Annotated in this window: 13 protein-coding genes; 12 read left to right on the top strand and 1 reads right to left on the bottom strand. The window is 43.9% G+C overall.

What is annotated here, in order from left to right:
- Positions 1–159 precede the first annotated feature (159 nt).
- The 3 genes from ABUA31_RS02445 to ABUA31_RS02435 are packed head-to-tail and all read left to right on the top strand — an operon-like array spanning position 160 to position 7,175.
- Complete coding sequence (locus ABUA31_RS02445; protein WP_349818538.1) at positions 160–1,824, top strand: DUF6541 family protein; 1,665 nt, start codon at positions 160–162, stop codon at positions 1,822–1,824.
- Positions 1,825–1,834: 10 nt separating this feature from the next.
- Positions 1,835–4,525, top strand: coding sequence for a YfhO family protein (locus ABUA31_RS02440; RefSeq protein ID WP_055272717.1), 2,691 nt, complete (start codon positions 1,835–1,837; stop codon positions 4,523–4,525).
- 34 nt (positions 4,526–4,559) lie between these two features.
- Positions 4,560–7,175, top strand: a complete 2,616-nt coding sequence (locus tag ABUA31_RS02435) for a YfhO family protein (RefSeq protein WP_349818539.1) — start codon at positions 4,560–4,562, stop codon at positions 7,173–7,175.
- Here the strand turns inward: ABUA31_RS02435 and ABUA31_RS02430 are convergent.
- Positions 7,153–8,250, bottom strand: coding sequence for a LysR family transcriptional regulator (locus ABUA31_RS02430; protein WP_349818540.1), 1,098 nt, complete (start codon positions 8,248–8,250; stop codon positions 7,153–7,155). The two genes, ABUA31_RS02435 and ABUA31_RS02430, sit on opposite strands and share 23 nt — an antisense overlap.
- A 118-nt stretch (positions 8,251–8,368) precedes the next feature.
- Between ABUA31_RS02430 and leuC the strand changes: the two genes are divergently transcribed.
- From leuC to ABUA31_RS02385, 9 genes are all read left to right on the top strand, one after another.
- Positions 8,369–9,634, top strand: a complete 1,266-nt coding sequence (gene leuC / locus ABUA31_RS02425) for a 3-isopropylmalate dehydratase large subunit (protein WP_022216079.1) — start codon at positions 8,369–8,371, stop codon at positions 9,632–9,634.
- A 21-nt stretch (positions 9,635–9,655) separates the two neighbouring features.
- On the top strand, positions 9,656–10,147 hold the full coding sequence (gene leuD / locus ABUA31_RS02420; RefSeq protein ID WP_022216080.1) for a 3-isopropylmalate dehydratase small subunit: 492 nt from the start codon (positions 9,656–9,658) through the stop codon (positions 10,145–10,147).
- Between the two features lie 64 nt (positions 10,148–10,211).
- Positions 10,212–11,294, top strand: a complete 1,083-nt coding sequence (gene leuB / locus ABUA31_RS02415) for a 3-isopropylmalate dehydrogenase (protein WP_349818541.1) — start codon at positions 10,212–10,214, stop codon at positions 11,292–11,294.
- Positions 11,295–11,321: 27 nt separating this feature from the next.
- On the top strand, positions 11,322–12,992 hold the full coding sequence (gene ilvD / locus ABUA31_RS02410; RefSeq protein ID WP_015533540.1) for a dihydroxy-acid dehydratase: 1,671 nt from the start codon (positions 11,322–11,324) through the stop codon (positions 12,990–12,992).
- 33 nt (positions 12,993–13,025) lie between these two features.
- Complete coding sequence (gene ilvB / locus ABUA31_RS02405) at positions 13,026–14,699, top strand: biosynthetic-type acetolactate synthase large subunit (RefSeq protein ID WP_055279876.1); 1,674 nt, start codon at positions 13,026–13,028, stop codon at positions 14,697–14,699.
- A gap of 525 nt (positions 14,700–15,224) precedes the next feature.
- Entirely contained in the window at positions 15,225–16,307 is a 1,083-nt protein-coding gene (serC, locus tag ABUA31_RS02400; RefSeq protein WP_015533539.1) for a 3-phosphoserine/phosphohydroxythreonine transaminase, read from the top strand.
- Positions 16,308–16,337: 30 nt separating this feature from the next.
- Positions 16,338–17,504: a phosphoglycerate dehydrogenase gene (locus ABUA31_RS02395; protein WP_015533538.1), complete on the top strand. Its 1,167-nt coding sequence runs from the start codon at positions 16,338–16,340 to the stop codon at positions 17,502–17,504.
- Positions 17,505–17,530: 26 nt separating this feature from the next.
- Positions 17,531–18,622, top strand: a complete 1,092-nt coding sequence (gene asd, locus ABUA31_RS02390) for an aspartate-semialdehyde dehydrogenase (protein ID WP_349818542.1) — start codon at positions 17,531–17,533, stop codon at positions 18,620–18,622.
- A gap of 220 nt (positions 18,623–18,842) precedes the next feature.
- Positions 18,843–23,102, top strand: coding sequence for an Ig-like domain-containing protein (locus tag ABUA31_RS02385; RefSeq protein WP_349818543.1), 4,260 nt, complete (start codon positions 18,843–18,845; stop codon positions 23,100–23,102).
- The last annotated feature ends 121 nt before the right edge of the window (positions 23,103–23,223 follow it).

Below are 23,223 nucleotides of genomic sequence, written 5' to 3'. Positions count from 1 at the left end.
AGCACAGATGTGCAGGAGTCATAAACAGTTTTAGATGACTGAGAATACGGGGACAGGTGAGAGTAGATTCCATACCTGTCCCCGTTTGTCTTTATATTTATGCGTACTGACTGCCGGGGATGATGTGGCAGAGCTTTGACGACCGGGAGGAGATTCTGCGTGAGAGAAAAAAAGAAAAACAGAATAGAGATTCTGGAAATTGCAATGGTGGTGCTTCTGATAAGCGGTGTATGTATGATCCCTTGTTTTAAGACAGGCCTGCCATACGGTGATGACCAGCAGGTTCATATGCTCAGGGTGGAGAGTATCCTCAAAGCGCTAAAGTCAGGGCAGGGATACCCTGTATATATATATCAGACTATGTTGGAAGGGTATGGCTACGGTATGGGAATATTTTACCCTGATTTGTTCTTGCTGCCAGCCGTTCTCTTCAGACTTCTGGGGGCATCACCGGAGATTGCAATGAAGATATATATATATGTACTGATGATATGTACGGGACTTACTGCGTATTATACAGGGCGGAGCATTGGCAGAAGCCGTTGCGCGGGTGTTGTCACTATGGTGCTTTACACAATGGGACATTATCATCTTGAGGATGTATATACCAGATTTGCACTTGGCGAAATTGCTGCCATGGTATTTATTCCACTGGCGTTTCTTGCTCTTTACGACCTGACTGAGATGGGACACAGTAGAAAAGGCCTTTTATGTGTATCATATTCGTGTCTTATGCTTTCACACACGATAAGCTTTGTATTATGTGTAGTAATGGGAATAATCTGGGTGTGTGCGAGATGGAAAAGAATTGCGGCTTGCAGAAGACTTATTGGGGCTGTGTGTATGGAAGCTCTTGCGTGTGCAGTACTTACATGTTATTATTGGCTTCCTGTACTTGAACAATTTGCAGATGGAAGGTTCTATGTAAGCAATGAACCGGCATTTTACACACATGAGGAGACTCAGACACTGCTCGCGATAGTGAGTGGAAAGTATTCGGTTGCATTCATTGAGATTGGAATACTGGCACTTATGGTATTTGTCAGTATATATAAAAAAGTATATAATAAAAAGGCTTTGATGTGCCTTGTGACAGCGGCGGTGCTTCTTATATGCGAGACAAAGATTTTTCCATGGAAACTTATCGACAGAACTCCATTTGTCAGTATACAGTTTCCGTGGAGGCTGAATATGTTCACAGAATTCTTTGTGGCACTTGGTCTTGCACTTCAGTCAGTGGATATAATAAAGCTGTTGCCATCATACAGAAGAAATGCATGTTTATGTGCGGCTGGAAGCATACTTATCGGTATTTTTAGCCTGAATATGGTATGGAATATAGAACTTGGTGGCTATGTGAACTATCCGGAAGGTTATGCGGATAATGCAGGAAGTACAGACAGCATAGGGTTCTGGGAGTGGCTTCCAGAAGAAGGGGATCTTGCAACATCTGTCGGAGCAGAAAGCAGCGGGATGGTAAAGTGCGAAGATACTTACATACGGGGGCGCTATGGATCAGACGGAAGCTATGAGTTTGATGCGGGTAAAACTGCGGGGGAGTGCATAGTTCCAAAGTATTATTATAAGGGATATGAAGCAATAATGGCTGATGGACGGAAACTGACGGTAAGCAAATGTCTAAATGATGGATTGGTAGAAATATCAGTTTCGCCAGAGGCAGGTAAAGTTGTTGTAAAATATAAGGGGACAAAGATTCAGCATTGGTCATGGAGAATAAGTATATCAGCGGTCTTGCTTATGTTATTGATACTTATAATGCAACATGCTGTCGAAAAAGGAAAAATACAAAGTTATATGGAGTGATGGAGTAATTATGGAAAAAAAGAAAATCAGGTCAAGAAAAATTGTTAAGTATGGAATGGCATTTCTGATTCCCATCATATGTATAGTGATACATATGATGATGACGGACTGTTATCCATTTGGAAAGAATACTATACTGCTTGGAGATTCTAATACCCAGTATTATGCGTTTTTTGTGGAATTATCAGGCAGGATAAGACAGGGAAAATCAATTTTTTTCAGTTGGGACATGGGACTAGGATATGATTTCTATACTAATTTCTTTTATTATCTGGCAAGTCCTGTCAATCTAATAGCAGTTTTGTTCGGCGGTTCACATATGGAGCTGGGAATGATCGTCAGTATGTGTATTCAGGTTGGACTTTGCGGAGTTACTATGACCTATTTCTTATCGCATACCAGCAGAAATAAAATGCAGCACGGATGGCTGAATGACATACTCTGTGTTGTGATGGGAATGGCTTATTCCATGTGCGATTATATGCTTGCATATCAGTATAATCTCATTTGGCTTATATGCCTTCTTCTCGTGCCTGTTATGATGCTTGGCGTTGAGAGACTTATTGAGGGCGGTGATGTGAGACTTTATTTTGTGATGCTTTTCATGTCATTTGTATTCAACTTCTATTTTTCGTGGTTTGTGGCTATGATAGCTGTGATATGGTTTATCGATGTGAAAAAGGATAGCTGGAAAATGTTTTGGAAGCGTGGAGTGAAGTTTGCACTCACATCTATGACGGCTGCACTCAGTGCATGTGTTGTACTTGTGCCGTGTTTCCTTGCGATAGTTGGAAGAGAAGGTGCAAGTTCACTCACAGAAGATATACCATTTAGCAAGTTTGGTAATTTTGCAAATTTGTTCCAGAGCTTTTTCTGGGGACATGATATAGATATAGCTGGAAGAACTCTGTATGCAAGGAATATGTATATGGGACTGTCTCTGCTTTTCCTTGCGGTTGTATATGTGTTTAACAGGAATATACAGCTTCGGGCAAGAGTTAAGAGACTGGTGGAGATAGCGCTGCTTGTTGCCTGTCTGAATCTGACAGGGGCACTGTATGTTCTTCATGGGTTCACATATCCACATCTATATTCTTACAGATATGCTTTTATTCTTGTCATACTTCTTATTGTTTCAGCTTTTGAGTGTGCTGTGAACTGGACGAAGCCGGGGATTCGGGAAGGGATACTGACCGGAGTTGTATTTCTGGTTTTCCTTGGGGGCGTTTTTCTGGCAAACAATGAGGTGCAAAATGTAGTCTGCTATATGGTCACGATTCTGCTTATTATATATTTGTTTATGGTATTTGTATTGCAGGCCAGAAACAGCATAAAGATAAATTCTCTGATTGTGAATTTTATAGTAATACTTTTTGTGGAACTGATATCCAATGCCGTATATGTGAATACGGATGCATATACTACGGGCAAGGAGCATCTAGGCGGGACTGACGGATGGAGAGCCATATATAATGAAAAGGACAACAGTGATCTTAATAGAAAGACATCCTGGATTTTGTCACAAAATAATACAGTCTATTCAGACACTAATATATTCTCTTCAATCATAAATACAAAAGTGACATGGCTTTTTGATGCGCTTGGAATGGTGTATCAGGAACACGGCGCTACATATGCATACAGAAATACTACACCGGTAACTGCGCTTATGTTCAATGTAAGAAATGTATTATCGGATGCAGATGCATATTATGGTGGATATACAAAGGAGCAAAGTTATAATCTGAAAAACGATGTGTACGATATAGATGATGAGATTGCATGGTATACAACAGACTATGCTGTGGGAGCGGGCTTTTCTACAGATGGCAGTATAAAAGATTGGAATGTGTCAGACGTAGTTCCGTTTGAGGTGCAGAATGAATTCGTGAAAGATGTGTCGGGAGTTGAAGGAGTGTTCACTCATGTTTCACCGGATGAACTGACTGATTTTGATGTGAAATATAGAGGATGCACTCCGGATAGACAGGTCTTGCCGGATGGAGTAACTTTGGAGAGAAAGACTGATAAAAATGCTTATACATATATGAATGTGTCGCTCGATGAAGATTACCATGCCACACAGATTTATACGTTTACAGCTCCGAGGGATATGCATTTGTATGTGAGCCTTGAGGATGCAAATAAGCTGTGTAATATTGTAACTGTAGACGGAAATGTGATAGCGGATATAAATGAGTATGACGCTTATCCCTCACCAAAGGATGTACTTGATCTCGGCGAGCTGAAGAGTGGGCAGAAGGTCGAGATACAGGCAGTCAATCTGTCCACAGTCCTTAAAAAAGGAGTAACGTGTATAGATTTCTATGAATATCACGATGACAAGATGCAGGAATGCAAGGAATCAATTAAGGATAGGACACTTTCACTTGACACAGTGACATCTACATATGTAAAGGGTACGGTGACAGCAAAGGAGGATGGTATATTGTATACATCAATTCCTTATTACAGAGGCTTTACAGCGTATGTTGATGGAAATAAGACCGATATAACACCGTTGGCAAACGGTGCGCTTGTGGGTCTGGAGCTGACAGCAGGAACACATACAATAGAATTCAGGTATGTAACATATGGCTTTAAGCTAGGGCTTATGTTATCTGCAGCAGGATGGCTCATAGTTGTATTATACATGGTGAATCTCAGACGCAGCAGGAAAAAGAAGGTACAGGCTGCATAGAACAGATAGCGCAATAAATTAAGTGGGGATTGATATGGGTACAAAGCAAGGAGAAGTAAACAAACATAAAAAGAGCGGGATTCTGTATGCGGCTGTATTCTTAGTTACATTTCTGATATATACAGTAATTCTGATTCTGCAGAAAGCATATCCGTTCGGAGATAAAAGTTTTCTGACGTATGATGCATATGTGCAGTATAAGAATATGTTTCATATGTTATTTGAATGGATTTCGGGAGGTGGCAAAGGAAGCTTTATCTGGTCGATGGGAATGGGAATCGATGCTGTACAGGAGTCACTGTATTACTGCCTGAGCCCGTTCAATATCATCGTTCTGATGTTGGGAGAGAGCAGGCTGGAACTTTCCATGGTATTGCTTATCATCATAAAATCCGCCTGCCTGCCGGTCACGGCGCTTTACTTTTTCAGACATACCAATAAGAAAAATATAGAGAATGGGTACAGCCAGACAGTTGCAACGTTCATAGAGCTGGCATGCAGTATGGCATATGGACTGTCCGGGTATGTCCTTGCATATGGACATAATATTATATGGCTTGATGGGCTTATTCTGCTTCCGATAGTGGCACTTGGCATAGAGCATCTGTCAGATGGAAAAGGATGGATGTTATACACGCTGTCTTTGGCAGCGTCTATCATATGCAATTTCTATTTTTCATTCTATATATGTGTGTTTGCCGTGATATATTTCTTGCTGGAAAAACGGGAAAATGTCAGAGATTTCCTATGCAGAGGACTTTCGTTTGCTGGCTGCTCGGTGCTATCTGCTCTACTCGCAGGAGTGGTTCTGATCCCTGCCGGACTGGTGGTCATGAGAGCTGCGTCTTCGGTGACTGATATGGGACTTGAAGGAACACAGATGTGGGGGCAGTTTGGAGCGTATATATCCTCGTTCTATCCACTGAAGGATCTGGAATGTGTATCTATGTTCAGCAATAACAGTTATTGTGGAAGTATTGTTATATTTGCTGCCTGCATTTTTATTCTGTCTGATGTGTGCGACTGGAAGACGAGGGTGAAATACTGTATAGCCATGGCCCTGCTAGTGCTTGCCCTGAACTATCTTCCGCTCAATTACGTGTTCCATGGCATGACGATCACACATGGACTTGGAAACAGGTTTGCATTTATATTAACGTTTATATTAATTGTTGCAGCATATCGAATTCTCATGAATCTTGGTAAGATGAGACTGAGGTATATTGCTGTAAGTACTGCGGTGGCAGGCGTAATATTTGTGGCAAGTCTTATTGACAGCAGAGAGATGAGTACCCCGCTTGGCTATGTTATATTTATGCTTATGCTGGCATTTGCAGCCATTCTGTGCGTGCTTTGCAGAAGAGGAAGCATAAAGCCGGGAGTGGCTGTGTGCATTATCTGTGGCTGTTGGATAGCTGAGATTATGGGAAATGCATTATATGTAATGCCGGGCAAGACGGAGGACTGTCTTCTGACAGATGCTGTAAGACTAGATCAGTGGGAATCAGTATACAATTCCCTGGATACAGAAAATGGCACCAGAAAGAGCGCTATGGTTTATGAGAATTATGCGCCATATTCTCAGACAAACTGGTATTCATCCATGGCAAATGGAAATACGATCAGAGCGTTTTCCAGTATGGGACTTGCTCACTTTGACAATGTTGAATATATATACTCTGGCACAACACCGCTTACTTCCCTTATGTACAATGTCAGATATGTGTTGAGTCCGGAAAAGGGAACTTATTCGGGATATAGTCTGATTGATGATAATGATGTATATAATATATATGAGTCTGATATGCCGGAGATGATGGGCTTTGTGCTTGATGATGATATCGAGGGATGGAAGGCTGATAAATCACCCCTTGAAAACCAGAATGATTTTATAAGGCGTGGCTGTGGGCTCTTATCAGATGTATTTACAGAGGTTGATATATCGGATTGGAGTAATTCTTATCTGAATCAGGATACGCTTAAAGAATCTGTGGGATATTGTGTATACAGAACGTCAAATGCATTTGTGCCGATGACACGTTACGAGTTCGATGCGGCATCGGATATGGATATGTATGTCTACAGCAAGGATAGCCGCGATCACTATGTGGAGATGATCGTGGACGGAGATCTCAGGGTATCGAATGGGTCATATGTTACAGAACAGTTGTCACATGTCGGCCTCGTAAAGAAAGGACAACATGTCAGGATAACTATAGGAGGTGCGACCAGCTCTAAAACAGGAAGTGTTGGAGAGCGATTTGTAAAGGTATACAATTACAATGCAGATGAATTTGAGAAAGCAGAAGAGAAGATACTTGATAGTCCGCTTGAGTGTACAGGATTTGTAAAGAATACTTTCTATGGAAGTGTGGATGTGAAAAATCCAGGTATCCTGTATATCGCATATCCATATGATGATGGGTTTAAGATATATGTGGATGGAGAGCCGGCAGAAAAAATTCGCCTTGGTAAAGGCAATATGGGGGTCCAGATATATGCGGGCAGTCACGATATAGAAATTGCATACAGAACACCTGGGCTTATGGCTGGCGCACTGGTTTCGCTGTTTGGAATATGCATCATGCTGTTTATGCTGAGGTGGGACAGTAAACAGAAGCATGTAATCACACCCCTACCCACTCCATAAATTTCTTCATAGCTGTGCTCTGATTCTTCATTCCTGAGTAAGCGAAGCCGACACTCCTGCTCGGAATAGGAGTGTCAAGCGGAAGTTCGGTTATAACACCGGATGAGAGTTGTTCATGTGCGAATTCACGTACCACGCTGGCAACGCCCATGCCGATGGCGGCGAAGTCGATGAGGAGATCCATGTTGTTGATTTCAAGTACCTGGCTGCAGCTTATGCCCTGTGAGCGGAGATACTCGTCCACGTGGGTACGGGTTACATTTGCCTCCTCAAGAACCATGAGGTTGGAGCCTTCAAGGATGTCGACTGTTGATATATTGGACATACCTGAGTTACTTGAGTTATGAATAGTGGTAGAAGCAGAGATGCCGGATGAATGTCCGGTATCTCTGCTTTTTTTATCCGCACCTTGATCTGTTGCATCGCCGTGTGTGGCAGAGGCTAAGCCTGAGTTTAGCAGCGGTATAATGTTACCCTTGATATTGCCTGAAAGCTCATCGGCAAAGCTGTATTGATCTCTGCCATTTGCGCGCTCGTAGAAATTATCCAGATATTCAGGGCTTGCCACAAATACGTCATGTATCTCCTTGACAGGAGAGTAGACTATCCCCTTTGGAAGCTCTGTGTTGCAAATCAGGCCTATATCTATATCTTCGTTTCTGAGAAGCTTGATGGTGTTCACGGTTGAGTGGCAGTCTATGCTGAACTTGATGTTTGGATTCTCCCTGATGAAGTCCTTCAGATAGTCCAGGAGTATGTGCTTGCACAGGGATGTGCTCACGCCGATTCTTATGTGACCGATTCCAAGCTCCTTGTAATTCTTCAGATTTTCCTCACCCATATTCAGAGAGTCAAATGCCCTCTCAACATATTCATAGAGAACCTGTCCCTCTTCAGTCAGAGTTACCCCTCTGGAACTTCTGTTAAAAAGCGCATTGCCAAGTTCTTCTTCAAGTTTGGAAATAGCCTTGCTTATCGCGGGCTGACTGATGTAGAGCTGATTTGCGGCCTTGCTGATGTTGCCGGCTTTGGCGACTGTATGAAAAATAACGTAATTGTTCAGATTACTTATCATGATATTCCTCCAGGTTATAATAACTATTCTTTTTATATATTGTAATTATACCTAGATGAGTGATATTATCAAGAGTAAGAATTTGTATTTAGAAACAAATGATAGGAGGACTATAAATATGGGTATGACCATGACTCAGAAGATTTTAGCTGCTCATGCAGGACTGCCATCAGTTGAAGCAGGACAGCTTATCGAGGCAGATTTGGATTTAGTATTAGGAAATGACGTAACAACTCCGGTCGCAATTCACGAGATGGAGAAGTTCAACAAGAAGGAAGTATTTGACAAGAAGAAGATAGCACTTGTCATGGATCACTTCACACCTAACAAGGATATCAAGAGTGCAGAGCACTGTAAGTGTGTAAGACAGTTCTCAGCGGCAAATGAGATCGAGAACTATTTCGATGTCGGAGCAATGGGTATCGAGCATGCGCTCCTTCCGGAGAAAGGACTTATCGTGGCTGGTGAGACATGTATCGGAGCAGACTCACATACATGTACATACGGAGCACTCGGTGCATTCTCAACAGGTGTCGGAAGTACAGATATGGCAGCAGGAATGGTGACAGGCAAGGCCTGGTTCAAGGTTCCATCAGCCATCAAGTTCAACATCGTTGGAGAGAAGGCAAAGTGGATCAGTGGTAAGGACGTCATCCTTCACATCATCGGTATGATCGGTGTTGACGGTGCGCTTTATAAGTCTATGGAGTTTGTTGGAGAGGGAATCAAGAACCTCACAATGGACGATAGATTTACAATTGCGAACATGGCCATCGAGGCAGGTGCCAAGAATGGTATCTTCCCTGTCGATGAGCTTACAGAGGAGTACATGAAGGAGCACAGCACAAAGTCATATACAAAGTATGAGGCAGACGAGGACGCTGTATACGATGCAGAGTACACCATCGACCTGTCACAGCTTAAGCCGACAGTTGCTTTCCCTCATCTCCCAGAGAATACAAAGACTATCGATGAGGTCGGAGATATCAAGATCGATCAGGTAGTCATCGGTTCATGTACAAATGGACGTATATCAGATATGAGAATTGCGGCAGATATCATCAAGGGAAGAAAGGTTGCTGACGGTGTCAGAGTTATCGTCATCCCTGGAACACAGGATATCTACCTTCAGTGTATTGAGGAAGGCCTCATGACTATATTTGTCAAGGCTGGAGCAGTGGTTTCAACTCCTACATGCGGCCCATGTCTTGGAGGACATATGGGTGTCATGGCAGCGGGAGAGAGAGCTGTATCAACAACCAACCGTAACTTCGTAGGACGTATGGGTCACGTAGACTCAGAGGTGTATCTTGCCAGTCCTGCTGTTGCAGCAGCTTCAGCTATCACAGGTAAGATCAGCAGTCCTGACGAACTTGGATTATAAAAGAGATAAAGGAGATAGACTATGAAAGCACATGGAACAGTACACAAATACGGTGACAACGTAGATACAGATGTAATCATCCCTGCAAGATACCTGAATTCATCAGATCCTGCAGAGCTCGCAAAGAGCTGTATGGAAGATATAGATAAGGATTTCGTAAAGCGCGTAAAGCCGGGCGATATCATGGTGGCAAGAAAGAACTTCGGCTGTGGATCTTCAAGAGAGCATGCACCTATAGCCATCAAGGCTTCAGGAATAAGCTGCGTAATCGCAGAGACATTTGCCAGAATCTTCTATAGGAATGCCATCAATATCGGACTTCCGATCATCGAGTGCCCTGAGGCAGCAGAGGCTATCCAGGCAGGCGATGACGTGGAAATCGATTTCGACAGCGGTATGATCTATGACAGAACCCAGGGAACAGAATTTAAGGGACAGGCATTCCCTCCATTCATGCAGGAGATCATCAAGAGCGAGGGACTCATCAACTATATCAATAATAAAAATAAATAGAGTATGAGCATGTTTGGCCAGAGTGAAGATATATCATGAAAGGCAAAACAGGAAGGAGACAAAAATGCAGTGTAATTTAGCCGTAATAAAAGGCGACGGTATCGGCCCTGAGGTAGTCACAGAGGCTATGAAGGTTCTCGGTACAGTTGGAGAGAAGTTCGGACATACATTTGACTATGAGCAGATCCTCATGGGCGGATGTTCAATAGATGCGACAGGCGTGCCACTCACAGACGAGGCAGTGGCAGTTGCAAAGTCAAAGGATGCGGTTCTTCTCGGTTCAATCGGAGGAAATACATCCACATCACCATGGTATAAGCTCCCTCCAAATCTCCGCCCGGAGGCAGGACTTCTGAAGATCAGAAAAGAGCTTGGCCTCTTCGCAAACCTTCGTCCAGCCAATCTCTACGATGAGCTGAAGGAGGCATGTCCACTTAAGGCTGAGATCGCAGAGCGCGGATTTGACATGATGATGATGAGAGAGCTCACCGGTGGTCTCTACTTCGGCGAGAGACACACAGAGGAGGTTGACGGAGTTATGACAGCCGTTGATACCCTCACATACAATGAGAACGAGATCAGAAGAATAGCCATCAAGGCATTTGACATAGCTATGAAGAGAAGAAAGAAAGTCACATCCGTTGACAAGGCCAATGTCCTTGACTCATCAAGACTCTGGAGAAAGGTCGTTGAGGAAGTGGCAAAGGATTACCCTGAGGTTGAGCTTGAACACATGCTCGTCGACAACTGCGCGATGCAGCTTGTGAAGGATCCTGCACAGTTCGATGTGGTTCTCACAGAGAACATGTTCGGAGACATCCTCTCAGACGAGGCATCCATGATCTCAGGTTCTATCGGAATGCTTTCATCTGCATCACTTAACGAGACAAAGTTCGGTATGTATGAGCCATCAGGCGGATCGGCACCTGACATAGCAGGCCAGAACAAGGCGAATCCGATAGCAACCATCCTGTCGGCGGCAATGATGCTCAGATACACATTTGACCTCGACAAGGAGGCAGATGCAGTTGAGAACGCTGTAAAGACGGTTCTCAAGGACGGATACAGAACAATAGATATCCACTCAGAGGGAACACAGCTCGTAAGCTGTTCCGAGATGGGTGATCTTATCTGCGAGAGAATATAGAAAGGACCATTATTGGAGGAGAATAAGATGAAGAGTGATAATGTTAGGGTTGGAATGCAGCAGGCACCACACAGATCTCTGTTCAACGCACTGGGCATGACAAAGGAAGAGATGGAGAGACCTTTAGTAGGTATCGTATGTTCATACAATGAGATAGTTCCAGGTCACATGAACCTGGACAAGATAGCACAGGCAGTAAAGATGGGAGTTGCCATGGCAGGTGGTACACCTGTTATGTTCCCGGCGATCGCTGTGTGTGATGGTATAGCAATGGGACACATCGGAATGAAGTATTCACTGGTTACAAGAGATCTGATCGCAGACTCAACAGAGGCTATGGCTATAGCACATCAGTTTGACGCGCTCGTCATGATCCCTAACTGTGACAAGAACGTTCCAGGACTTCTCATGGCAGCAGCCAGAGTAAATGTCCCAACAGTATTTGTATCTGGCGGCCCTATGCTTGCCGGACACGTAAAGGGAAATAAGACAAGTCTTTCAAGTATGTTCGAGGCTGTAGGTTCATACGCAGCCGGAACCATGACTGAGGAGGATGTATACGAGTATGAGTGCAAGACATGTCCTACATGCGGATCATGTTCAGGTATGTACACAGCAAACTCTATGAACTGTCTGACAGAGGCTCTTGGAATGGGACTTCCTGGAAATGGAACAATCCCTGCAGTATATTCAGAGAGACTTAAGCTTGCAAAGCATGCAGGAATGGCAGTTATGGATATGTACAGAAAGGGCATCAAGCCTAGAGACATCATCACAAAGGAGTCAATCATCAACGCTCTTACAGTTGATATGGCACTTGGATGTTCAACCAACTCTATGCTCCACCTTCCAGCCATCGCACATGAGATCGGTTTCGACTTTGATATCTCATTTGCAAATGAGATCAGCGCAAAGACACCTAACCTGTGTCACCTTGCTCCTGCAGGCCACACATACATGGAGGATCTCAATGAGGCCGGTGGTGTGTATGCGGTTATCAAGCAGCTTGCAGATGCAGGACTCATCAACAAGGACTGCATGACAGTTACAGGCAAGACAATAGGAGAGGCTGTTGCCAATAGTGTAAACAAGAATCCTGAGGTCATCAGACCTATGGACAATCCATATACAGTTACAGGTGGTCTGGCTGTACTCAAGGGTAACCTTGCACCAGACGGCTCTGTAGTAAAGCGTTCAGCAGTTGTGCCTGAGATGCTGGCTCACAAGGGCCCTGCAAGGGTATTTGACTGTGAGGAGGACGCAATCGCAGCTATCAAGGGCGGCAAGATCGTAGAGGGTGACGTGGTAGTCATCAGATACGAGGGACCAAAGGGAGGCCCTGGTATGAGAGAGATGCTCAACCCTACATCAGCCATCGCTGGTATGGGACTTGGCTCATCAGTTGCCCTTATCACAGACGGAAGATTCTCAGGAGCAAGCCGTGGAGCGTCCATCGGACATGTATCACCTGAAGCTGCTGTGGGCGGACCTATCGCTCTTGTTGAGGAAGGCGATATGATCGAGATCGATATCAACAACCTCAGCATCAAGCTCGATGTCTCAGACGAGGAGCTTGCAAAGAGAAAGGCTGCATGGAAGCCAAGACAGCCAAAGGTTACAACAGGCTATCTTGCAAGATACGCAGCTATGGTTACATCAGGCAACAGAGGTGCTGTTCTTGAGGTGCCAAAGAATTAATTGATCACAATTAAGGGAAAAGGAGAAAGTAAGATGTCAAAGATATCAGGTTCTGAAATTGTTATAGAGTGCCTTAAAGAACAGGGCGTTGACACCGTGTTCGGTTATCCGGGAGGAACTATTCTCAACGTATATGATGCCCTCTACAAGCACCAGGATGAGATCAACCATGTGCTCACATCACATGAGCAGGGGGCTGCCCATGCGGCAGATGGATATGCCAGAGCTACAGGCAAGGTCGGAGTATGTATGGCCACATCAGGTCCGGGTGCCACCAATCTTGTAACAGGTATAGCTACAGCATACATGGATTCCATTCCTGTTGTGGCAATAACAGCAAATGTAGGTGTAAATATGCTCGGTAAGGACAGCTTCCAGGAGGTAGACATTGCAGGTGTTGTTATGCCTATCACCAAGCACAGCTTTATCGTGAAGCACATAGATGATCTTGCACCGACCATCAGACGTGCGTTCAAGATCGCAAAGAGCGGCAGACCTGGCCCGGTGCTTGTGGATATAACAAAGGATGTAACCGCAGCGGAGACAGAGTATATACCAGAGACACCGGAGGTCATCGAGAGAAAGACAGACACCATCCGCGAGGAGGATGTGAACAAAGTCCTTGAGATGATCAAGGTTTCAAGAAGACCATTTATCATGGCAGGTGGCGGATGTATCATCTCTGACGCATCAGCAGAGCTTGCAGAATTTGCAGATAAGGTGGATGCACCAGTGTGCGATACACTTATGGGCAAGGGCGCATTTGACGGAAGAAGCGAGAGATATACAGGCATGATCGGTATGCACGGAACAAAGGTGTCCAACCTCGGTGTGTCAAGGGCAGATCTTGTGATCGTTGTTGGTGCCAGATTCTCAGACCGAGTTATCGGAAATGCATCCAAGTTCGCGCCAAATGCAAAGATCATACATATAGATATAGATGCAGCCGAGATAGACAAGAACATCCCTACAAATGCCAGCATAGTCGGCGACGCAAAGGAGGTCCTGAAGCTCCTCAACAGCAAGCTTGCCGCCCAGTCCAACAAGACATGGATGTCTGAGATCGAAGACCTCAAGAAGCAGAATCCTGACGTGTACAGCTTTGACACACTGAACGGACCTGCAGCTATCAAGAAAATCTACGAGCTTACAGATGGTGATGCGATCATCACAACAGATGTCGGACAGCATCAGATGTGGGCAGCCCAGAACTATATATTCAAGGAGCCTAGGACATTCCTGTCATCAGGCGGACTTGGAACCATGGGTTACGGTGTTGGCGCAGCTATCGGAGCAAAGTACGGCAGACCTGATAAGACAGTCATCAACATAGCCGGTGACGGATGCTTCAGAATGAATCTGAACGAGATAGCGACAGCTGCGAGATACAACGTGCCTATCATCCAGGTAGTCCTGAACAACCACGTACTTGGAATGGTAAGACAGTGGCAGACACTGTTCTATGACCACAGATATTCCAACACCGTGCTTGACGATTCGGTAGATTTCGTCAAGGTAGCAGAGGGACTTGGTGCCATGGGAATCAGAGCCAACACCCTTGATGAGTTCGAGGCAGCAATGAAGACAGCCCTGACAGCAGGCAGACCTGTGGTAATAGATGTAACAATAGCGGGAGACGACAAGGTATGGCCAATGGTAGCTCCGGGAGCAGCCATCGACACCTGTTTCTCAGAGGACGATATGTAATATATGTCAATATAAGCTCGGAAAGGCACCATATTTGTGCGCGTACAAAACATAGATATGGTGCTTATATATATAATCCCTACTTGCCGACAGGCGAAAAGAGTGCTATAGTACAGGGATATAAGCGATAATAAAGTTGTTTTACTTGATAATATAAGAATTTAGTAAAAATAACTTGTTAATCGCAAGCGAGATACACCAAAAGAACAAAGATAAGTCAGAATTTTCATATAAATGGGAACGAAGGACATTTTTGTTAAGTAAAATATCTCGCACACATTTTATTAGGTCATAAACAGATGATTTCGTAAATAAAGTAAATTAGCCTGTGTTTTGCTGCCTATATCGTTCGAAGGACATTCTCCTCCGCCGGTCCTTAGGTGGCGCTGTAGGCGGCACCTTAGTACCGCTGCAGGAGGAGACGAGCGGGAGCGCTCCGCAGAACGATATAGGCAGCAAAACACAGGCTTACATACATTAAAACGAAATCATTGTCACAACTAAAAAGAAGGAGAGATAACAAAAATGGCAAGAGTGTACAACTTTTCAGCAGGCCCTTCAGTTCTTCCTGAGGTGGTATTAAAAGAGGCAGCAGAAGAAATGCTTGATTACAAGGGAACAGGCATGAGCGTAATGGAGATGAGCCATCGATCTAAAGCCTTCGACAATATCATCAAAGAGGCAGAGAAGGATCTCAGAGATCTCATGAACATACCTGACAACTACAAGGTGCTTTTCCTTCAGGGAGGAGCTTCACAGCAGTTCGCAGCAATTCCAATGAATCTCATGAAGAATGGCGTAGCTGACTACATCATCACAGGTCAGTGGGCAAAGAAAGCATACGAAGAAGCAAAGAAATATGGAAAGGCAGTTGCAGTTGCATCATCAGCAGACAAGACTTTCTCATATATCCCAGATTGTTCAGATCTTCCAATAGATGACGATGCTGATTATGTATACATTTGTCATAACAATACTATATATGGAACAACATACCACACACTTCCTAACACAAAGGGCAAGATACTTGTTGCAGATATGTCATCAGACATTCTCTCACAGCCTGTAAATGTTGAGGATTACGGTATGATCTACTTCGGAGTTCAGAAGAACGTTGGTCCTGCAGGCGTAGTAGTGGCTATCATCCGTGAGGATCTTATCAGAGATGACGTAATGCCATTTACACCAACCATGCTCAAGTACAAGACTCAGGCAGATGCAGACTCACTCTACAACACACCTCCATGCTACGGCATCTATATCTGTGGCAAGGTATTCAAGTGGGTTAAGGAGATGGGCGGCCTTGAGGCTATGAAGGCTCACAACGAGAAGAAGGCCAAGATCCTCTATGATTTCCTCGACAGCTCAGAGCTCTTCAAGGGAACTGTAGTAAAGGAAGACCGTTCACTCATGAACGTACCATTTGTAACTGGTGACGCAGACCTTGATGCAAAGTTCGTCAAGGAGGCTACAGAGGCTGGATTTGTCAACCTCAAGGGGCACAGAACAGTAGGTGGTATGAGAGCATCTATCTACAACGCAATGCCTATCGAGGGTGTTGAGAAGCTTGTAGAGTTCATGAAGAAGTTCGAGGCAGAGAACAAGTAATATATAGTAACAGAAAAGGGAGAAAAAGACATGTCAGTAAAGATTAATTGCTTAAACCCTATCGCCAAGTGCGGTATGGAGCTTTTACCTGATACATATGAAGTAACAGACAATTTCGCAGATGCAGATGCAGTTCTGGTCAGAAGTGCATCCATGCATGATCTTGAGCTGTCAGACAACCTTCTGGCAGTAGCCCGTGCAGGTGCAGGTGTCAACAACATTCCACTTGATAAGTGCGCTGAGAAGGGTATCGTAGTATTTAACACACCAGGAGCAAATGCAAATGGTGTTAAGGAGCTTGTAGTAGCAGCACTCCTCATGGCTTCAAGAGACCTCGTTGGCGGTTACAACTGGGTCAAGGACAATGCCGCTGAGGCAGATATCGCCAAGATGGTGGAGAAGCAGAAGAAGAACTACGCAGGCAATGAGATCCTTGGCAAGAAGCTCGGTGTAATCGGACTTGGTGCCATTGGAGCAAAGGTTGCAAATGTTGCACTTAAGCTCGGCATGCAGGTATACGGATATGATCCATATGTGTCAGTAGATGCAGCATGGGGACTTTCAAAGGATGTAAAGCACATCACAAATGTAGAGGATATCTACAGAGACTGTGATTATATAACAGTTCATGTTCCAGCTCTTGACAGCACAAAGGGAATGATCAATGCAGATGCATTTGCACTGATGAAGGACGGCGTGAAGATCCTCAACTTCGCAAGAGACGTACTGGTCAACGATGAGGATATGAAGGCAGCACTCGACTCAGGCAAGGTTGCAAAGTATATGACAGACTTCCCTAACCCAGCTATAGCAGGTTACAAGAACGTGGTAGCATTCCCACATCTTGGAGCTTCAACAGCAGAGTCAGAGGACAATTGTGCAGTTATGGCTTGTAAGGAGATCAAGGCATACATCAACGATGGAAACATCAAGAACTCTGTAAACTATCCAAACGTAAACATGGGACAGTGCAGTGATGTAGCCAGAGTTACTATCTGCCACAAGAACATCCCTAACATGCTCACCCAGTTCACAGGAGTATTCTCCAAGAAGGGCGGCAATGTATCAGGAATGATCAGCAAGGCAAAGGGCGATTACGCATATTCTATCCTTGATATCGGTGTAGAGCCAACAGCAGACGACATCGCAGAACTCTCAGCAATCGAGGGAGTTGTTAAGGTAAGAGTCATAAAGTAATAAAAGATAAATAGGAGAGAAGAAAAATGAGTGACAAGTTAAAGGTAGGTATCCTTGGCGCAACAGGTATGGTAGGTCAGAGATTTATCTCACTTCTTGAGAACCATCCTTGGTTCGAGGTCGTTACAGTTGCAGCCAGCCCAAGAAGCGCAGGCAAGACATACGAAGAGGCAGTTGGTGACAGATGGAAGATGGATACACCGATGCCAGAGGCAGTTAAGAAGCTTGTAGTATACAATGTCAATGAGGTAGAGAAGGTTGCTGCCACAGTTGATTTTGTATTCTCAGCAGTAGATATGACAAAGGATGAGATCAAAGCTATAGAGGAGGCTTATGCCAAGACAGAGACTCCTGTAGTTTCAAACAACTCAGCTCACAGATGGACTCCAGACGTTCCTATGATGGTTCCAGAGATCAATGCAGATCATGCAGAGGTTATCAAGTTCCAGAAGAAGAGACTTGGAACAGAGAGAGGATTTGTTGCAGTTAAGCCTAACTGCTCTATCCAGAGTTACGCACCTGTACTTACAGCATGGCTGCCATTTGAGCCATACGAGGTGATCGTGAGCACATATCAGGCAATTTCAGGAGCAGGCAAGACATTCAAGGATTGGCCTGAGATGCTTGGCAACATCATCCCATATATCGGCGGTGAGGAAGAGAAGTCAGAGAAGGAGCCACTCAGAATCTGGGGTAAGGTAGACAAGGAGAATGGTGTGATCGTTCCTGCAGAGGGAATCACTATCACAAGCCAGTGTATCAGAGTCCCAGTTCTCAACGGACATACAGCAACTGTATTCGTAAAGTTCAGAAAGAACCCTACAAAGGAGCAGCTTATCGAGGCTATGACAAGCTTCAAGGGCGCGCCTCAGGAGCTTGGTCTTCCAAGTGCACCAAAGCAGTTTATCCAGTACCTTGAGGAGGACAACAGACCACAGGTTGCTCTGGACGTTGACTTCGAGAAAGGTATGGGTATCAGCGTTGGACGTCTCCGTGAGGATTCAGTATATGACTGGAAGTTCGTTGGCCTTTCACACAACACTGTAAGAGGTGCTGCAGGTGGTGCAGTTCTCTGTGCAGAGCTTCTGAAGGCTAAGGGATATATCACAAAGAAGTAATAAATTATATGGATATTTGAAGTGTCTGTGCTAACAATATCATAAAGATTTGCCGGGATAATGTTGCTGCTATGAAGTGAACATGTTCCGGCAATTTTTTGTTTTGCATGGCGTTATATTATGCAGTATTATTGATAACATTATGTTGACATTGCACAAACAGGTATACTAAAATTAGATTAATTGTAAATAAACCATGAATTACTAAGGGAGGTATTTTATGAGAAAAGGGAAGAGATGGCTGGCAGCGGCTGTGAGTGCAGCGATGATTGTCCAGTCACTGGCCAGTGTTGGCCCGGTTTATGCAGCGGATGATGGCGTATCCATAGCTGACACGTTTACGGATTCGTCGTTTAGAAGCTATGTGTCGAGTAATTTCGATAAAGACAGTAATGGTTATCTGTCAGATGCGGAGATCGCGAATGTAACATCTATAGATGTTTCGAAGTGTTCTCCTGCTATATCAAGTTTGAATGGCGTAGAATTGTTCACCAATCTGTCAAAGCTGGATTGTAATGAGCAGTCTATAAGGAATCTTGATATAGAGAATCTTGAGAATCTTGAATATATAGATGTCTCAAGTAACAGAATAGACAGTCTGACCTTGCCGGTAAGTGCAGAGAAACTTACATATCTTGATATAAGTGGAAACAAGATCACAAGCCTTACATCTCTGGCTGATTACAATAATCTTGTACTGCTCAATGCCAATTCAACAAACCTTTCATCGATAGATGTCAGCAATATGAAGGGGCTTAAGGTGCTTGGCGTAAGTGGAACCACCATATCAACACTTGATCTTGGCTCAAACATGGAGCTTACAACACTTTATTGTGACAGCATGCGTTCACTGCCTGTCCTTGATGTGTCAGGTCATGAGAAGCTTAAGAATCTTTATTGTGCTGGAGCAAAGAGCGACAGTGGAGTTGTTGTTCGTTCGTCAATTACCAAGCTTGACGTATCCGGTGATATAGTCCTTGGTTCGCTTGATTGTTCAAATAGCTATGTGGCTGAGCTGAACATAGACAATACCCCGGCGCTTACAACACTTGATTGTTCTAACACGAGACTTACATCAATAGATGTGTCAAAGAACACAAGTCTTAGCTACCTTGATGTCAGCAGCAATGTTCTGGGTGTGGTGGATTTTACTGCGAATACAGCACTTAGAGAGCTTTATGTCAAGGATACTGGCATAAATAAGCTTGATGTATCTACTCTCACCAATCTGGTTAATCTTGACGCATCATCAAATTCTCTTGCAGAGCTTGATATAGCATCAAACAGTTTATTGGAGAAGCTTTATCTTTCAGACAATAATATCCAGGGTATAAAGCTTGATGGTCATCCTGACCTGAAAGAACTTGAGATTGACAACAACAATCTTGTGGCCATAGATATATCAGTGTGTCCTAAACTTTATGGCGATGATGGTGTGTTCAGTTGCAGTGGGAATAGCAGGGATATAACACTTGATACTACGAACTATGATTATGATTTTAGCAATTTTTCAAAAGTCTATGGTTTGCATAAGGCGTGGTATGACTATGAACTTCCTGTTGCTGTAGATAACAACGGCAAGCCTTTAACGGATGATAATGGGGTTGAAATTCATAAACGAAACAGGAATACTACAGGATACGCAGGAATACAGGGCATAGATGCCAGCAATGAGGCGTCATCCGTGACTGGAGGACAGCTTGATGGATATATATTTACAGCGGAGCCGGATGCGGAGAAGATTACATACAATTACTATACAGGAGCAGGAATGGGGAAGGTCAAGTTCACACTCAACATTCTTAACCCGCTCAAGGTCACAGTATGGTATACAACTGATGGAAATGTTGTAAAGTCAGACAGTTCTACACTCAGCTTCAGAGTTGGTGATACGACTACACTTACAGCTACGGATGACGAAAAGAATCCACACAAGAACATAACATGGAGTTCGTCAAATGAAAGAGTTGCACAGATAGACAGGGAGACAGGAGAACTGACCTGTGTTTCGGCGGGAACAGCTCAGATTAACATTCTGCTGAATGATCGTGCTATAGGATATGTGAATATGGAGTGTCACAAGCCTGTTACCGGACTTTATCTTGTAGATCAGAACGAGAAGGATGATGCAGGCAACCAGATAACATACGAGAATGGCGCAGTCATCAACATGGACTGTGGAACATATCCAAGAAATGGCTCTAAAAAGCTGGATGTAAAGTGTGTTACCGAGGATGGTCTTGCATCCAAAGAGATATCAGGATTCACTTGTAAGGTGACTGATGCGGATGGCAAAGAAAACAATAAGGTTTTGTCGTTTAATACATCAAGTAAGACTATAACAACAAGAGGTGCAGGAATCGCATTCCTTCATTTTACATCAACTGATAATCCTGATGTAGAGACAGTAATTCAGGTAAATGTTGAACAGAGAGTAAACAGCGTGACACTTTCACAGTCTAGAATGACGATCATTGCAGGTGGAAGCAGTAATCTCGTTGCTACGGTTTCTCCAAATACTGCAGTGGAGCAGAGCGTTGTATGGTCATCATCAAATGAGAGCATTGCTACGGTCGATGCCGAGGGAAATGTGAAGGCAGTCAATCCGGGAGAAGCTGATATCATATGTACATCTGTTGATACTGAGCAGGTGTACGGCAAGTGTCATGTGACTGTACAGCCGCCTGTAAAAGGTTTGACTCTCAATATGAACAGTGCAGAATTGCTGCTCGGAGCAGATACGGAAAGCAGAACAGTATCACTTGAGGCTGTTATCGATGCGGATGATGCAAGTATTTACAAGAATTTGAAGTGGACATCGTCAGATACAAACGTTGCTTCGGTGTCATATAGTTCAACAGATAAGACAAAGGCTACAGTTACTGCCAGATCAGCAGGAACTGCTGTTATCAGATTTTCAATTTCAGATGATGAGTATGTGGATTGCAACATTACAGTAAAGCAGAGAGTTACAAGCCTTAGAATAAACAGAGACAAGACAACAATATATGCTGGTGATACACTGCAGGTAACAAGCACTGCATCCCCTGCAACTGCATCGAATCAGGAAGTCATCTGGGCATCATCAGACGAGAGTGTTGCAAGCATTGACAAGGATGGTTTGATAACAGCCCTCGACAGAGGAACCACAGTTATCACAGCTACAGCAGTTGATGGAAGTGAGAAAACAACATCATTCACTCTTACAGTAAAGAAGTATGTAAGTGCTATAACACTTGACAAGGAGAAGCTCACTCTGTATGTGGGTGAACGAGGAACTGTTAAGCAGACCGTACTTCCAGAAGATGCAAATGACAGAAATGTTATATGGCAGTCAAGTGATCCGGGTGTTGCAACAGTATCAAACGGAACAATAACAGGTGTTAAAGCCGGAACAACAAACATAACATGTACAGCTAGAGATGGCAGTGGAGTATCAAAAACATGTGAAGTTACAGTAGTCCAGCAGATATCATCAATAGTATTGGGTGAGAGCACTAAGACTGTGAATGTAGGTGATAAGTTTACCCCGAATGTGACTCTCAATCCGGAGAATGCTTCAAAAACAGAGCTGAAGTGGACAAGCTCGAGTGAAGCAGTAGCATCTGTAGATCAGAATGGAGAGGTAACAGCAAAATCCCGAGGTACAGCGACAATCACATGCGAGGCTGTCGAAGGCATTGAAGGAAGAAAGGCCAAGGCAGCTCTCAGACTTACAGTTAACCAGCCGGTTACAGGAATAAAACTTAATCAGACAAAACTGAATCTGTTTGTGGGTAAACAGGGCAGAATAACATCGACTGTAGCTCCTGCTAACGCAAATAACAGAAATGTTGAGTGGACAACTTCTAACAGCAAGGTAGCAACTGTAAACAATGGTACTATCACAGCAGTATCAAAGGGAACAGCAGTTATCACATGTAAGGCTAAGGATGGAAGCGGCAAGCTTGCAAAGTGTACTGTTACGGTTTCACAGCCTGTAACATCCATCAAGCTCAATGCAACAAACAAGACTATCAAGAAGGGTGCGACATTCACACTCAAGGCAACTGTAGGTCCTGCAGCGGCAAACAATAAGGCGGTTACATGGTCATCATCGAACACCAAGGTTGCAACAGTTTCGTCAACAGGAGTTGTCAAGGCTGTTGGAAAGGGTTCGGCAGTTATCACATGTAAATCAAAGGACGGAAGCAATATTACTGCCAAGTGTACAATCAATTCAGTTATTATGGTTTCTTCAATCAAGTTAAACAAGAAGACAGCAACCATAAAGAGAAAGGGAAAGATAACACTCAGGGCAACAGTAGGTCCTGCAACTGCAAACAACAAGGCAGTTACCTGGGTTTCTTCAAATAAGAAGATCGCCACTGTAACAACAAGAGGAACAGTAGTAGGTAAGAAGAAGGGCCGTGCGGTAATTAAATGTAAGGCTAAGGATGGCAGTGGTAAGTACGCAAAGTGTACAATCATAGTAAAATAAAAATATAACAACATACAGTTGGGAGATATGATCTTAATCGTCAGGCCTGCAAAACAGGTCTGACGGTTTTTTACGTATATTGTTCTTTGCTGTTCTTTATTTTTATTTAACGTTAAAAAAT

This window comes from Coprococcus sp. RTP31081st1_H1_RTP31081_211007 (assembly GCF_040227275.1).
GTDB lineage: Bacteria > Bacillota > Clostridia > Lachnospirales > Lachnospiraceae > Coprococcus > Coprococcus aceti.
This window is presented reverse-complemented; position numbering and strand designations above follow the sequence as displayed.